This is a genomic window from Saccharopolyspora sp. ASAGF58 (genome assembly GCF_012277335.1).
GTDB classification, from domain to species: Bacteria; Actinomycetota; Actinomycetes; order Mycobacteriales; family Pseudonocardiaceae; genus Saccharopolyspora; species Saccharopolyspora hattusasensis.
Window position 1 is genome coordinate 2,858,307 of record NZ_CP040605.1, and the last position, 13,953, is coordinate 2,872,259.

Genomic DNA, 13,953 nt, shown 5'->3' on the forward strand with positions numbered 1-13,953 from the left:
CCCGGCTGGGGCTGGTCCGGCGGGCTCGCCGGATGCTGCGGTCGCTGACCGAGGCGTACCCGGATGCGCACTGCGAGCTGGACTTCGAGACTCCGCTGGAGCTCGCGGTCGCCACGATCCTGTCCGCCCAGTGCACCGACAAGCGGGTCAACGAGGTCACCCCGGCCCTGTTCAAGAAGTACCCGACGGCCGCCGACTACGCCTCGGCGGACCGCACCGAACTGGAGGAGATGATCCGCTCCACCGGGTTCTACCGGAACAAGGCGGCGTCGCTGATGGGCTTGGGCGCGGCCCTGGTGGAGAAGTACGACGGCGAGGTGCCGGGGAGGCTGGCGCAGCTGGTCAAGCTGCCCGGCATCGGCCGCAAGACGGCCAACGTCATCCTCGGCAACGCTTTCGACGTCCCGGGCATCACCGTGGACACCCACTTCGGACGCCTGGTCCGGCGCTGGGGCTGGACCGAGGAGGAGGACCCGGTCAAGGTCGAGCACGCGATCGGCGAGCTCATCCCGCGCAAGGAGTGGACGATGCTCTCGCACCGGGTGATCTTCCACGGACGCCGCGTCTGCCACGCCCGCAAACCCGCCTGCGGGGCCTGCCTGCTGGCCAAGGACTGCCCGTCCTACGGGGTGGGTCCGATCGAGCCCGCGCAGGCGGCGAAGTTGGTGCGCGGCCCGGAGACGCCGCGGCTGCTGGCGCTTGCCGGGGTCGTCGACGAGGTCCCGGAGCGCACCATCGAGCAGGCTGCGGCCAAGGAGCCGGTCGCGTGAACCTGCGCGCCTACCGCAATGAGATCCGCTGGACCATCGTGGTGGTCGTGCTCGCGGTGCTGGGCGTGATCGCGCTCTGGCCGCGTGGCGCGGACCAGCAGCAACAGCAGTCCGCTGCACCGGCTCCGGCGCCAGCGGCCCGCGCCGTCGACCCGGCGCAGCGGGCCGCGGCGGCGCTGCAACCCTGCCCAGCTGCTAGCGGCGCTCCAGGTGACCTGGCGGGGGTGACCGGCAGCTGCCTGGCCGACGGACAGCCCGCTGACGTGGGTGCCGCCGTCGCCGGTGGCACCACCCTGATCAACCTCTGGGCGACCTGGTGCGCGCCGTGCCGCACCGAGCTGCCCGCGCTGCAGGCCTACGCGGACCAGCCGGGCGCGGTCCGGGTTCTGGGTGTCCAGGTCCAGAGCGATCCGGCGGACGGTCTTGACCTTCTTACCCAGTTGGGCGTTCACTTCCCCAACGTGCATGACGGAGACAGCCGCGTCCGGGTCGCGCTGAAGGCGCCGAACGTGTTGCCGATGAGCTACGTGGTGACCGCCTCCGGCGAGGTTCGCCGCATCGATCCGCCGGTCGTGTTCAAGTCACCGGACGACGTCCGGGCCGCCGTCGAGCGAACCCTGGGGAGTGACCGGTGAACCAGCGACGAACGGGCCCGCTGGTCGACCCGGTGGAGCTACCCGGCTGGTTGCAGAGCCTGGTCAAGCGCGCCGCCGAGCTTGACCCGGGGCACTGCGGCTGGCCGCGCGAGAGTCCGCCGGCAGACGCCCGCCCGGCCGCGGTGCTGGTGCTCTTCGGCGAGGGTCCGAACGGTCCGGACGTGCTGCTGCTGCGCCGCGCCGACGGCCTGAGCTCGCACCCCGGCCAGGTTGCTTTCCCCGGTGGCTCGCTCGACGATGTCGATCGGGGGCCGATCGACGCCGCGCTGCGGGAAGCCGTCGAGGAGGTGGGGTTGCGGCCGGAGGGCGTCCGCCCGGTGGCGACGCTGCCGGAACTGCACGTGGCGCACAGCGGATTCCGGGTGACCCCCGTGCTCGCGCACTGGATCGAACCATCCCCGGTCGCGCCGGTGGACCCCGGTGAGACGGCGGCGGTGGCCCGGGTGCCGATCTCCTGGCTGACCGATCCGGCGAACCGGCTGCGGGTGGAGCTGGCCGGGCGGCATCCGAGCCCGGCGTTCTTGGTGCCCGGGATGCTGGTGTGGGGTTTCACCGGCGGCCTGCTGTCCGGGTTGCTGGACCTGGCCGGCTGGTCGCGCCGCTGGAACCGCGCCGACGTGCGGGAACTCGACGAGGCGTGGCGGGCCGCCGAGGAGGCGGAGGACATCGGTTTCGGACGTTCTTGAGCGGTTTGAGAGCCTGTTCTCGGAACTCGGCTGATCGCCGCGGCGGTGCGAGTCGCGCGCGTCGCGCCGGGGCTGTGCCGCTTCGAGGACGGGTTCTGAGAACGTGGTGCGGGCACCGATCGTCGCGGCGAGGATGAGGTGAGCGGGTGAACTGGGTCGACCTGCTGGTGGTGCTGCTGGCACTGCTCGCCGCGCTTTCGGGGGCCCGCAGCGGCCTGGTCACCGCCCTGTTCTCGTTCCTGGGCGTGTTCGTCGGCGCGGTCGTGGGCCTGAAGGTGGCGCCGCTGCTGCTGGACCGCTTGGACAGCCCGGTCGCCCGCCTCGCCTTCGGCGTCGGGATCGTCGTGCTGCTGGTGGCCTTCGGCGAGACCTTCGGTATGTGGGCCGGCCGGGAACTGCGGGACCGGATCACCTCCCCGAAGCTGACCGGTGTGGACAACGCGCTGGGCGCGGTCCTGCAGTTCGTCGCGGTCCTCGTGGTGGCGTGGCTGATCGCGTTGCCGTTCACGTCGGCGTCCGCGCTGCCCGGCCTCGCGGCCGCCATAAGCCGGTCGAAGGTGCTGACCGCGGTCAACTCGGTGATGCCCGAATCGGCCAAGGCGCTGCCGGACGACCTGCGTGAAATGCTCGGGGTGTCCGGATTCCCGCAGGCGCTGGAACCGTTCTCGCAGACCCCGGTCGCGGAGATCGCGCCGCCGGACGCGGCGCTGGCCAACAGCCCGGCGGTGCGCAACGCGCGGACCAGCGTGGTGAAGGTCCGGGGCCGCGCCACGTCATGCGCGCGGGCGTTGGAGGGCACCGGGTTCGTGATCTCGCCGCACCGAGTGATGACGAACGCGCACGTGGTCGCGGGCACGGACCGGGTGGCGATCGAGATCGGCCGCGGCGAGTTCGACGCGGAGGTCGTGCTCTACAAACCCGACGAAGACGTCGCGATCCTGGCGGTGCCGGACCTGGACGCGGACGCGATGACCTTCGCGCCCGGTCCCGCCAGCCCGGGCAACGACGTGATCGCGCTGGGCTATCCGCTGGACGGGCCCTACACTGCGTCGGCGGGCCGCATCCGGGAGCGGATCAGGCTGCGCGGGCCGGACATCTACGACGCGAACACCGTGGTCCGGGACGTCTACACGGTGCGCGGCAAGGTGCAGAGCGGGAACTCCGGCGGGCCGCTGATCGACCCGAGCGGCAAGGTCGTGGGCGTGGTCTTCGGCGCTGCGGTGGATGACCCGGAGACGGGCTTCGCCCTCACCGCGGAACAGGTCGCTGACGAGGTGGCTGCCGCACCCCGGCTGTCCACCGAGGTCGCCACCGGCCCCTGCACCCACTGATTCAAAGGCAAAAAAGCCCGTGAGTGCTTTTGGGGGCTGTGGCACCCAAAAGCACTCACGGGCTTTTGGGTTCGGCGTGGTGGCGCTTGGTGATCTGCTTGGTGTCCTTGAGCGTTTCAATGGTGCGCTTCGGTGCCCGGATCTTGCGCACCCGCATGTAGCCGAGCAGCGCCAGCAGGCCCGCCACCAGCAGCATCACCAGGAACACGATGCCGAAGGCCGCCCACCGCCACAGGCCGAGCTGGGCCAGCCCCTCGGCCAGCGTGAAGAACAGGAAGAACAGGCTGAAGCCGAGCACGGTCAGCGCGAGTACGAAGTAGACGCTGCCCTTGACGGCCTTCTTCATCTCGCCGGCGAGCTCGGTCTTGGCCAGCTCCACCTCGGACCTGACCAAGGTGGACAGGTGAGTCGTGGCATCGCGGACCAACGCGCCGATGGACTGCCCGTCGGGAGCAGTGCCCTCTTCGGACAGCGGGATGGACGTGACCGCAGTCCACCCCGCACCGTCACGGCTGCCGTTGGTGCTCTTCTGGGCGCTGTTCACGTGCCCCATCGTGCCACGCGCGATCAACGGGCGACCGGGCGACTCGCGGTGCGTTACCCGTGAGTGACCCGCATCGGCAGGTGTTCCGCAGGTTCAATTGAACCTCGTGCCGGGGCCCTGCGGCGCAGTTTCGGCTGAAACTGCGTTCTCCCGAGGTCAGGCCGCGCGGTTCAGGCGTCGGTGCCGTCGGCGTTCTTGAGCTTGCGGCCGCGCCGCAGCAGGACCGCCGCGGCGAGCAGCGACGCGATGGCGGACGCGATCAGCACCGCGGCCTTGGCGCGTTCCGCCGCCGCACCGGCCAGCGACAGGTCGGCGATCAGCAGGCTGACCGTGAAGCCGACGCCGCCGAGCATCGCCAGCGCCGCCATGTCGCGCCACTGCACCGAGTCCGGTTTCGCGCCGATGCCCAGCTTCACCGCGAGGAAGGAGCTGCCGAAGATGCCGATCAGCTTGCCCACCAGCAGTCCGATGATGATCGCGATGGCCACCCGGTCCGCGCCGATCGCGGCCAGCGCCTCGCCGTTCACCGGAACCCCGGCGGCGAAGAACGCGAAGACCGGCACGATGAGCCCGGCCGACCAGGGCTGCAGCCGGTGTTCCAGGCGCATCGCCGGCGACGCCGGCTCGTGCGGGTCGCGCTTCACACGCGTGAGCAGCCCGAGCGCCACGCCGGCGATCGTCGCGTGGATGCCGCTGGTGTGCACCGCGATCCAGGTGGCCACGGCCAGCGGCACGTACAGCCACGGCGTGGTGATCCGCTTGCGCTGCAGGTACCAGTACGCGACGCAGAGCACGACCGCAGCGAGCAGCGCGAGCACGCTGAGCCCGTCGGTGAACAGCACCGCGATCACCACGATCGCGCCCAGGTCGTCGACCACCGCGAGGCTGAGCAGGAAGACTCGCGCCGCGGTGGGCATCCAGGAGCCGGTCAGCGACAGCACACCCAGCGCGAAGGCGATGTCGGTGGCGACCGGGATCGCCCACGCGGCATGCGCGCCGGGCGTTCCGTGGCTGATCGAGAAGGCGAGCACGGCGGGCACGATCATGCCGCCGATCGCCGCGATCACCGGCAGCAGCGCGCTCTTGATGTTGGACAGCTCGCCGACCACGAGTTCGCGCTTGAGCTCCAGCCCCGCGACGAAGAAGAAGATCGCGAGCAGCCCGTCCTTTGCCCAGTCGCCGATGGAAAGGTCGAGGTGCAGGGCCGCCGGCCCGATCTCGAAATCACGGATCGCGTGGTAGAGCCCCGCTGCGGGGGAGTTCGCCAGCAGCAGCGCGACGGCGGTGGCGGCCAGCAGGACCATGCCGCCGACGGTTTCGGTCCGCAAGTAGGAGCCGAAGTCGAACGTTCGCGCAGATCGCGCGGCCTTGGCGGGCCGGGACTTGTTGTGGGCGGCTTTCGACACTGGCGGCTCCGATCGCGGGTAGCACGAGCTACAACGCCGACCAGTCTTCCCGGCACACCTTTCCCGATATTTTAACATCCCCGATCCGGCTGATTGCCTTCGCAAGCACAGGGGGAGCGGTGTTCGTGCAGGTAAAGACGTATTTCTCGGGCGGTTCGGCCGGAAAGCTCACGACCCGTTGACATGGAGGGAAGCGCCGGGGACGCCTTCCGAAGAGGACGTCCCCGGCGCTTCACCAGTGCGGTCAGTCGTCGCTGGACTTCTTCAGGCCCCTGGAGATGAGGTCCATGACCGAGGAGTCGGCGAGCGTCGTGACGTCGCCGACGTCGCGGTTCTCCGCGACGTCGCGCAGCAGCCGCCGCATGATCTTGCCGGAGCGGGTCTTGGGCAGCTCGGGCACGACCATGATCTGGCGGGGCTTGGCGATCGGGCCGATCTCGTGGGAGACGTGCTCGCGCAGCTCCTTGAGCGCGGCCTCGCCGCTGGCGGTGTCGTCGATGCCGCCGCGCAGGATCACGAACGCCACGATGCCCTGGCCGGTGGTGGGGTCGGAGGCCCCGACCACGGCCGCCTCGGCGACGTTGGGGTGCGACACGAGTGCGGACTCGACCTCCGTGGTGGAGATGCGGTGCCCGGAGACGTTCATGACGTCGTCGACCCGGCCCAGCAGCCAGATGTCGCCGTCGGCGTCGTACTTGGCACCGTCGCCGGCGAAGTAGAAGCCGCGGTCGGCGAACTTCGACCAGTAGGTCTCCCGGTAGCGGTCGTCGTCGCCCCAGATGCCGCGCAGCATCGACGGCCACGGCTCGTCGAGCACCAGGAGCCCGCCACCGCCGTTGCCGACCTCCGCCCCGGTCTCGTCGACGACCTTCGCCGAGATCCCCGGCAGCGGCCGCTGCGCCGAGCCGGGCTTGGCGACGGTGACCCCGGGCAGCGGTGAGATCATGATCGCCCCGGTCTCGGTCTGCCACCAGGTGTCCACGACCGGCGTGCGGTCGCCGCCGATGTTCTTGCGGTACCAGATCCAGGCCTCGGGGTTGATCGGCTCGCCGACCGAGCCCAGCAGGCGCAGGGAGGACAGGTCGTACTTCGCGGGGATCTCCGCGCCCCACTTCATGAACGTGCGGATCGTCGTCGGGGCGGTGTAGTAGATCGTCACCCCGTACTTCTGCACGACCTCCCAGTGTCGGCCCTCGTGCGGCGTGTTGGGGGTGCCCTCGTAGATGACCTGGGTCGCCCCGTTGGCCAGCGGCCCGTACACGATGTAGGTGTGGCCGGTGACCCAGCCGATGTCCGCGGTGCACCAGTACACGTCCGACTCCGGCTTGAGGTCGAAGACGGTCTGGTGCGTGTAGGCGGCCTGGGTGAGGTAGCCGCCGGAGGTGTGCAGGATGCCCTTGGGCCTGCCGGTGGTGCCCGAGGTGTAGAGGATGAACAGCGGCTGTTCGGCGTCGAAGGACTCCGGGTCGTGGGTCTCCGGCTGGCCCTGCAGGACGTCATCCCACCACTTGTCGCGGGCGTCGTCCCAGGCGACCTCGCCGCCGGTGCGCTTGACCACCACCACGTGCTCGACGCTCGGGGTCTCCGCGACGGCCTCGTCCACGTTGGCCTTCAGCGGCATCGCCTTGCCGCGCCGGTACTGGCCGTCGGAGGTGATCACCACCTTCGCCTCGGCGTCGTTGATACGGGTGCGCAGCGCCTCCGAGGAGAACCCGCCGAAGACGACGCTGTGCATCGCGCCCAGCCGGGCGCACGCGAGCATCGAGAACACCGCTTCGGGCAGCATCGGCAGGTAGATCGCGACCCGGTCGCCGGCGCCGACGCCCAGCGCGGCCAGGGCGTTGGCGGTGCGGGAGACCTCCCGCTGCAGCTCCGCGTACGTGATCGTGCGCGAATCCCCAGGCTCGCCTTCCCAGTGGATCGCGACGCGGTCACCGCTGCCGGCCTCGACGTGCCGGTCCACGCAGTTGTAGGCCACGTTCAGCTTGCCGCCGACGAACCACTTCGCGAACGGGGCATTCGACCAGTCCAGGACCTGGTTCCACTTGCTGTCCCAGTGCAGCCGCCCAGCCTGTTCGGCCCAGAACGCCTCCCGGTCCGCCGAAGCTTCCTCGTACAGCGCCGACGTGGCGTTTGCCTGCGCCGCGAATTCCTGGGACGGCGGGAATGTCCTGCTCTCGATGAGCAGGTTGTCGAGCGTGTTGCTCTGCCCGTCGGGCTGGTTCATTGCCGAGAACCTCCCTGGATATGGATGCCATTGCCAGTGGAACCGTAATGCGGTCAGGCTCACTACAACAGGGGGTTCGTCCGAATGGTTCAGACCAATCACGCGATACGGTCCGAAATCGCCGTTTTGCGGAGGCCGGCAGCGCCGTCACTGTGTCACATGTCGCAACCCGGGTCGGCGGCGGGGGGCTGACGTGCCGGTAGCGTCGTCGGGCGTGACCGAGAAGCCATCGCTGGTGCCGCTGCTGGAGCTGGACGGCGTCGCCGACGCCGTGACCGCCGCCCGCGCGGCGATCGACGAGGTGCACCGGCACCCGGCCAATCGGCGCGGCTGGCCCGCCACCGCGGCCGAGGCGTCCGTCCGGGCCGCCCGCGCGTCGGCGGCCATCGCGGGCGGCGCGGCCGAGATCCCGGAATCCGGCGAGGTCACTGACCCGCTACTAGCCGGTTCGCTGCGGATCGCCGAGGCGGTGGGCACGCTGCTGCCTACCTGGCAGCGCGCGCCGCGGCAGGCGCTGGCCCGGATGCACGTGCTCGCGGCGGCCGACCTGATCGACGACCCCGACCGGCTCGGCCGTCCGCAGGCAGACCCGTTGATCGCCGAGCGGCTCGACCTGCTCGCCGAGATCATCACCGACCGCGAAGCCCAGGGGCCGGGCCCGGTGCTGGCGGCGGTCGTGCACGGCGAGCTCCTCGCGCTGCAGCCGTTCGGCACCGCCGACGGGGTGATCGCGCGGGCCGCGGCGCGGCTGAGCGTGATCGGCAGCGGGCTCGACCCGAAGGGCCTGGTGGTTCCCGAGGTCGCGTACTTCCGGCGGCAGGAGGAGTACGCCGAGCGGGCCCTCGGCTTCGCCACCGGCGAGATCGACGAGGTCGCGGCCTGGATCGTGTACTGCTGCCAGGCGTTGGAGGTCGGGGCGCGCGAGGCGAAGTCGATCGCCGACGCCGTCCAGGAGGGCTGAGCGGGCCGGGAACCTGGTTTTGCCCGGTCGTGGCCCGTGAGTGTTTTCGGGTGCGATAGCCCCGGAAAACACTCACGGACCTCGACGCCGAAGCCTTCTAGCCCCTGGTCGCCGACGCGGCGGGAAACAGGGCTCCCGGTCAGCCCTCGACGGCTCGGAGCGCGTCGCGGACGTGGCCGTCGGAGACCGCCAGCGCCGCCGTCGCTCGCTCGATGTCGACGCCGGTGAGCAGGTGCACCAGCGCGGTCTTGAGGTCGCCGTCCGCCGCCGTGAGCGCTGCCGCGCACACCTCTTCGGAAGCCCCGGTCGCTTCCTGCAGGATGCTGATCGTGCGGCCGCGCAGCTTCGCGTTGGTGGCGAGCATGCTGACCATCAGGTTCGAGTAGGTCCGGCCCATCCGGATCATCACCGCGGTGGAGAACGAGGTGAGCACCAGCTTCTGCGCGGTGCCCGCCTTCATCCGCGTCGACCCGCTGATCGGTTCCGGCCCGGTGTCCACCGCGATCACCACGTCGGCGGGCACTTTCCCGACGTTCGGGTTCGACGTCACCAGCGCGGTCCGCGCCCCGAGCTCCTGCGCGGCCTCCAACGCGCCGAGCACGTACGGCGTCCGCCCGGACGCCGCCAGCCCCAGGACGAAGTCGAGCCCGCTCGCGCCCTCGCGGATTGCCGCGGCACCGGATTCGACATCGTCCTCGGCGTTCTCCACGGCGTGCCGGAAGGCGTCGGGGCCGCCGGCCTGGTGCGCGATGACCCAGTTCGGCGGCACATTGAAGGTCGGGATCAGTTCGGCGGCGTCCAGCACCGCGAGCCGCCCGGAGGTACCCGCGCCGACGTAGTGCACCCGGCCGCCCGCGCGCAGCGCCGCGACGGCCATGTCCACCGCGCGGGCCAGCTCGGGCAGCACCCGGCCGACCGCAACCGGCACCGTCCGGTCCTCGCCGTTGAGGACGTACAGGACGTCCAGGGTCGGCAGCAGGTCGATGTCCCTGGTTCTGGGGTTGTTTCGTTCGGTGGGAGCGTCGACGCGGACCGCGCGATCCCGGCTCATCGCGCCTCCTGCGGCCATTGCGGACACCCGGTCGGGGTGCGGGTGGGGGGCGCGCATCACGTCTCCTTCTGCCGCCGGCGGTCCGGCCGGCTGCCGAGGCGGTGGCCGGCCACCGCTTCGTAGGTGGCTTCCAGCGCTGCCTTCGCCTGGTCCAGGTGGCGTTGCGCGACGCCGATGAACAGGCAGTCGATCACGGTCAGCTGCCCGATGCGGCTGGCCATGGCGCCGGAGCGGTAGGTGGTCTCGCGCACCGCGGTGGTCAGCACGTGGTCGGCGACCTCGGTGATGGGCGAGCGGGCGAAGTTGGTCAGGGCGGCGGTGGTGGCTCCGCGCCGCCGCGCCTCGCGGAGCGCCTCGACCGTCTCGGTGGTGGCGCCGGTGTGCGAGATGCCGACGGCGACATCGCCTTCCCGCAGCACTGCCGCCGAGGTCAGCGCGTTGTGCGTGTCGGCCCAGGCGAAGCAGGTCAGGCCGATGCGGTGCAGCTTCTGCTGCAGGTCGAGCGCGACGAAGGCGCTGGCGCCGACGCCATAGACGTCGATGCGGCGGGCCGTGGCGACGTCGTCGACGAGCCGCCCCAGGATCGCGGCGTCCAGCTGATCCGCGGTCTCCTCGACCGCCTTGGCGTCGGCGTAACCGACCTTCTCGATGATCTGCCCGAGGTCGTCGTCCGGGGCGATGTCGCTGCCCAGCTCGCGGTCCCGGGTGGAGGTGCGCGCCGTGTCGGCGGCGAGCGCGATGCGCAGATCCGGGTAGCCGCCGACGCCGATCGCCTTGCAGAACCGGGTGACAGTGGTTTCGCTGGTGCCCGCGGCCTCGGCGACCTCGGTGATGCTGCGCCGGGCGATCGAAGCCGGGTCGGCGAGCACGATGTTGGCCACGCGCTGTTCGGCTCGGGCGAGGCCGGGCAGCAGGGAGCGAATCTTGACGAGCGGGCTTGACTCGCCCGATTCGCGGAACGTGTCGTCAGTGGCCATGTGGGAAACTTACTAACCGCTGCTTGCGCAGGTCAATGGGCGTCTTCTGGGTTTCCGCTCGGAGGACGCGGCAAACTCATACCCAGGTTGCCTCCGAGCCCAACTACTCCGAAAGGGGTAATTGCAGGTCCGCGCGGTGACGATGCGATTCACGCCCGGTGTCATACACACCGAAACACCTGCCGTCCTTGATCGAAACATTTCTGCCCAAGCGGTCCGCAGAAGGGCAGGCGGTGCGGGAGACGCTGGAGGACTACACCCTCCGGTTCGCCCCGCCCAGCTATCACCGGTAGAAGCCCGGAGTGGTGGCGACGACCGCGCTGGTCGGCATCGCCTACCTGATCACGACGCCGATCGTGGTGCCTCTGGTCATCTATGGCATGGACGGCGCTGAGCAAGCTCCAGGTGTGGACGACGCCGCTGATGGCGGTCGTCGGGCGAGCCGCTACTACCTGCGGCGCCACCGACCGCACCGGCACCCAGGTCCTCCCCGCGACGTGAACGAGGTAAAGGACACCTCCCGCCGAGTGGCTTGGCAGGAGGTGCCCTTCGCGCATCGCCGGATCGCGGCGGTCACTGCCTCGTCGAGTGCTCCGGTTCGACGTAGACCACCACGCGCTCCTCGCCGGGCTGGGGCCACGGGTACTCGTTCTCGCCGAGGTATTTCTTCGCCATCTTGTTGATGAACGCGTTGCCCGGGTCGTCCTCGATCTTGGTCACCTTGCCGCGCACCTCCACGTACCGGTAGGGCTCGTCCGGGTCGTGCACGGAGACGGAGATGCGCGGCTCCCGCTTGAGGTTCCGGTACTTCTGCCGCGTCTTGGTCTGGCTGAACTTCAGGTACTGGCCGTCCCAGTCGATCCACACCGGGCTCGACTGGGGTTCGCCGTGCGGCCCGATGGTGGCCACGTGGCCGAAGGCACGCTTGTTCAGAATGTCCTCGCGGTCCTGCGGAATCGCCGACACTTCGACTCCCCTCCAACGGTTGCGGCTAGCGGTTCGACACTGCCTGCCCGCGACCCGCCACGCGACTCGAACGGTTCCCGAACGGAGCGGCCGGTCGGGATCAGCGGTCGTCGAGGGCTCGCTGGAGCAGGCCGTGCAGGGCTTGCTGTTCCGCTTGGGTGAGTCCGGCCAGCGGGGTGTTCACCGAGAAGCGCTCGATGATCTGCGCGCGCTGCCGCTCGCCTTCGGCGGTCAGGGCGAGTTGTTTGGCGCGGCGGTCGCGCGGGTGCGGCTGCCGGGTGACCAGGCCGTTCTTCTCCAGCCGGTCCACCACGAAGGTCACGTTCGATGTCGCGCAGTGCATCCGGTCGGCGAGTTCGCGCATGGTCAGCGGTTCGCTCAGCTCGCGCAGCGCGATCGCCTGGGGCGCGGTGAGGTCGGTGTCGGCGACGCAGCCGCGCACGTGTTCGTCGATGTTGTGCGCGAGCTCGCTGATCAGGCTGCAGAGTTCGCGCGCGGCCATCGGCTCGTCCATGCGGCGAGTCTAGCAAGTTAGAAATGTTGCAATTTTAATAGTTCAAGTTGTAATTTAAATGGTCATGAACGATGCACAGCGCTGGAACTCGGTGGCCAGTGAAATTGCGGGCTTCCGCGTCAGCGGTCGGTGGAAAGCCAGCCGTCGGGGTGGAGGCGGTTCGCTTCGAGCTCGCCGTCCAACAAGGTCGCGTCGCGGTCGGCCACGAGGATGCCGTCCACGTTCACGCCCCGGCCGGAGTACTTGCCGTCGGGGGCGTAGCGCCACCGCAGGCGCACCTGCTGGCCGGCGTCCGCGTCGACCGTGCCGCGCACCTTCCACCAGCTCCGGTGTCCCGCCCCGGCCAACGAGCTCTGCGGCCCGTCGGGAGCACCAGGGCCGGACGCGCGGACGGTCACCGGCTGCCACCCAGCACCGTCCACACTGGCCTCCACGAGCAGCGGGTCCGTCCCGTCGCTGTCCTGCTGGGTGTCCACGAACGCGAAGAACGACACCTGCGTCGGGCCGCTGACCGGTCCCAGCGCGTCCGTCGTCAACGTCCCACCGCGCTCGGAGAACCACGATTCCGAACCCAGCGCCGGATCCACGGCGAGCGACCGCGCCATGCCCTGCGCCAGCGCCTGCCGGGCGGGGTTGTTCGACCCCCAGTCCCGCGACGGGTGCACCCGGTTGGTGAGCAGCACCGCCACCGACCGGGACGCCGGGTCGATCACCAGCGACGTGCCGGTGAAGCCGGTGTGGCCCGCGGTGCGCGGCCCGCTGAGCCCGGCCATGTACCAGCGCTGGTCGAGCTCGAAGCCCAAACCGTGGGCGTTGCCGGGGAAAGCGCTGTTGAAATTGGTCAGCATCTTCTCGACGCTGTCCTCGGACAGGATGCGGTTGCCGCGGTAGGTGCCGCCGTTTAGCAGCGCCTGCGCCAGCGTCGCGAGGTCGTCGGCGGTGGAGAACACCCCGGCGTGGCCGGAGACCCCGCCCAGCGACCACGCGTTCTCGTCGTGGACCTGGCCGCGCACCAGGCCGCGCGGCGGCTCGGCCTGGTACTCCGTCGCCGCGATGCGGTGCAGCTCCGAGGCTGGGGGGTTGTAGCCGGTGTTGGTCATGCCCAGCGGCCCGGTGATCCGGTCCGTCACCACCTGGTCCAGTGGGGCACCCGCGACGCGCGCGACCAGCAAGCCGAGGGTGATCATGTTCGGGTCGGAGTAGGTGTAGTGGGTGCCGGGCGGGAACTCCGGCGTCAGCTGCATGATCGACGGAATCCGCTGGTCCGCGGGCAGTTTCCAGAGCTTTACCTCAGCCTGCAGCCCGGAGGTGTGGGTGAGCAGCTGCCGGACGGTGATCGACTGCTTGCCGTTGACGCCGAACTCCGGCAGGTACTCGGCGACCGGCGAGTCCAGGTTCACCTCGCCGTCGTCGATCAGCTGCAGCACCGCGATCGAGGTGAACAGCTTGGTGATCGAGGCGATGTCGAAGATCGTGTCGGGCCGCATCGGTTCGCGCTGGTCGGCGGGCAGTTCGGTGCCCTTGCCGTCGGAGTAGCGCAGCTCGTCGCCCGCCGCTTCGCGGCGCACCACGACGCCGTCGTGCGCCAGCAGGCTGACCGCGCCCGCGTACATCGGGTTTTCGAGGTCGGGCGTCTTGTTCGTCCAGGCCGCGATCTGCCGCAGTGCCGCATCGATGGGTCCGGGATCGAGCCCCACTCCTTCGGGGGTGCCGTCCTGCAACACGGTGCCGGCGCGGGCGAATCCCTCCTGCGGGCGGTCGAAGTGGCCGTCCGTACGGCCGGGCGCTGCCGTGGCAGACCCGGCCAGCGCGGTGACCGATAGCAGCGCCACCGCCGCCAGAATGGTCTTGCCCATCGCGTCTC

The 13,953-nt window shown here is 70.2% G+C and carries 14 protein-coding genes; 6 read left to right on the forward strand and 8 right to left on the reverse strand.

The window, feature by feature from the left end:
* The first annotated feature begins 32 nt into the window (after window positions 1–32).
* The 4 genes from nth to FDZ84_RS13530 all read left to right on the forward strand — a co-directional run bounded on the left by nth (window position 33) and on the right by FDZ84_RS13530 (window position 3,443).
* Window positions 33–770, forward strand: coding sequence for an endonuclease III (gene nth / locus FDZ84_RS13515; protein ID WP_371812893.1), 738 nt, complete (start codon window positions 33–35; stop codon window positions 768–770).
* Window positions 767–1,405 (forward strand): TlpA disulfide reductase family protein, encoded by a 639-nt coding sequence (locus FDZ84_RS13520; RefSeq protein ID WP_210435549.1) that lies wholly within the window; start codon window positions 767–769, stop codon window positions 1,403–1,405. Before nth ends, FDZ84_RS13520 begins: the two co-directional genes overlap by 4 nt.
* The gene (locus FDZ84_RS13525; protein ID WP_168586182.1) at window positions 1,402–2,112 is read left to right on the forward strand and encodes a CoA pyrophosphatase; all 711 of its coding nucleotides are present in this window, start codon (window positions 1,402–1,404) and stop codon (window positions 2,110–2,112) included. Before FDZ84_RS13520 ends, FDZ84_RS13525 begins: the two co-directional genes overlap by 4 nt.
* A gap of 146 nt (window positions 2,113–2,258) precedes the next feature.
* Window positions 2,259–3,443, forward strand: coding sequence for a MarP family serine protease (locus tag FDZ84_RS13530; RefSeq protein WP_168586183.1), 1,185 nt, complete (start codon window positions 2,259–2,261; stop codon window positions 3,441–3,443).
* A 55-nt stretch (window positions 3,444–3,498) separates the two neighbouring features.
* Here FDZ84_RS13530 and FDZ84_RS13535 read toward each other — a convergent pair whose 3' ends face one another.
* The 3 genes from FDZ84_RS13535 to acs form a co-directional block, all read right to left on the reverse strand.
* On the reverse strand, window positions 3,499–3,996 hold the full coding sequence (locus tag FDZ84_RS13535) for a phage holin family protein (protein ID WP_168586184.1): 498 nt from the start codon (window positions 3,994–3,996) through the stop codon (window positions 3,499–3,501).
* A gap of 161 nt (window positions 3,997–4,157) precedes the next feature.
* Window positions 4,158–5,393, reverse strand: coding sequence for a Na+/H+ antiporter NhaA (gene nhaA, locus FDZ84_RS13540; protein WP_168586185.1), 1,236 nt, complete (start codon window positions 5,391–5,393; stop codon window positions 4,158–4,160).
* A 244-nt stretch (window positions 5,394–5,637) separates the two neighbouring features.
* Window positions 5,638–7,620, reverse strand: a complete 1,983-nt coding sequence (gene acs / locus FDZ84_RS13545) for an acetate--CoA ligase (RefSeq protein WP_168586186.1) — start codon at window positions 7,618–7,620, stop codon at window positions 5,638–5,640.
* A gap of 214 nt (window positions 7,621–7,834) precedes the next feature.
* Here acs and FDZ84_RS13550 point away from each other — a divergent pair, with 214 nt between their 5' ends.
* The gene (locus FDZ84_RS13550) at window positions 7,835–8,581 is read left to right on the forward strand and encodes an oxidoreductase (protein WP_168586187.1); all 747 of its coding nucleotides are present in this window, start codon (window positions 7,835–7,837) and stop codon (window positions 8,579–8,581) included.
* A gap of 139 nt (window positions 8,582–8,720) precedes the next feature.
* Here FDZ84_RS13550 and murQ read toward each other — a convergent pair whose 3' ends face one another.
* Window positions 8,721–9,632 (reverse strand): N-acetylmuramic acid 6-phosphate etherase, encoded by a 912-nt coding sequence (gene murQ / locus FDZ84_RS13555; protein WP_168590036.1) that lies wholly within the window; start codon window positions 9,630–9,632, stop codon window positions 8,721–8,723.
* Window positions 9,633–9,688: 56 nt separating this feature from the next.
* Window positions 9,689–10,609 (reverse strand): MurR/RpiR family transcriptional regulator, encoded by a 921-nt coding sequence (locus FDZ84_RS13560; RefSeq protein ID WP_168586188.1) that lies wholly within the window; start codon window positions 10,607–10,609, stop codon window positions 9,689–9,691.
* A gap of 375 nt (window positions 10,610–10,984) precedes the next feature.
* On the opposite strand from FDZ84_RS13560, the gene FDZ84_RS39990 reads away from it, so the two are divergent.
* The gene (locus tag FDZ84_RS39990) at window positions 10,985–11,110 is read left to right on the forward strand and encodes a hypothetical protein (RefSeq protein ID WP_256413686.1); all 126 of its coding nucleotides are present in this window, start codon (window positions 10,985–10,987) and stop codon (window positions 11,108–11,110) included.
* Between the two features lie 72 nt (window positions 11,111–11,182).
* On the opposite strand, the gene FDZ84_RS13565 is transcribed toward FDZ84_RS39990, so the two are convergent.
* The 3 genes from FDZ84_RS13565 to FDZ84_RS13575 all read right to left on the reverse strand — a co-directional run bounded on the left by FDZ84_RS13565 (window position 11,183) and on the right by FDZ84_RS13575 (window position 13,945).
* Window positions 11,183–11,575 carry a PPOX class F420-dependent oxidoreductase gene (locus tag FDZ84_RS13565; protein WP_168586189.1) on the reverse strand — a complete coding sequence of 131 codons (393 nt, stop codon included), beginning with the start codon at window positions 11,573–11,575 and terminating at the stop codon, window positions 11,183–11,185.
* Window positions 11,576–11,675: 100 nt separating this feature from the next.
* Entirely contained in the window at window positions 11,676–12,077 is a 402-nt protein-coding gene (locus FDZ84_RS13570; RefSeq protein WP_168586190.1) for a MarR family winged helix-turn-helix transcriptional regulator, read from the reverse strand.
* A gap of 131 nt (window positions 12,078–12,208) precedes the next feature.
* Window positions 12,209–13,945: a serine hydrolase domain-containing protein gene (locus FDZ84_RS13575; protein ID WP_168586191.1), complete on the reverse strand. Its 1,737-nt coding sequence runs from the start codon at window positions 13,943–13,945 to the stop codon at window positions 12,209–12,211.
* Window positions 13,946–13,953 lie beyond the last annotated feature (8 nt).

Coding starts and splice junctions, on each gene's coding strand:
- FDZ84_RS39990 (WP_256413686.1), top strand. CDS start 10,985: ATGGCATGGACGGCGCTGAGCAAGCTCCAGGTGTGGACGACGCCGCTG.
- acs (WP_168586186.1), bottom strand. CDS start 7,620: ATGAACCAGCCCGACGGGCAGAGCAACACGCTCGACAACCTGCTCATC.
- murQ (WP_168590036.1), bottom strand. CDS start 9,632: ATGAGCCGGGATCGCGCGGTCCGCGTCGACGCTCCCACCGAACGAAAC.
- FDZ84_RS13570 (WP_168586190.1), bottom strand. CDS start 12,077: ATGGCCGCGCGCGAACTCTGCAGCCTGATCAGCGAGCTCGCGCACAAC.
- FDZ84_RS13575 (WP_168586191.1), bottom strand. CDS start 13,945: ATGGGCAAGACCATTCTGGCGGCGGTGGCGCTGCTATCGGTCACCGCG.
- FDZ84_RS13560 (WP_168586188.1), bottom strand. CDS start 10,609: ATGGCCACTGACGACACGTTCCGCGAATCGGGCGAGTCAAGCCCGCTC.
- nth (WP_371812893.1), top strand. CDS start 33: ATGCTGCGGTCGCTGACCGAGGCGTACCCGGATGCGCACTGCGAGCTG.
- FDZ84_RS13535 (WP_168586184.1), bottom strand. CDS start 3,996: ATGGGGCACGTGAACAGCGCCCAGAAGAGCACCAACGGCAGCCGTGAC.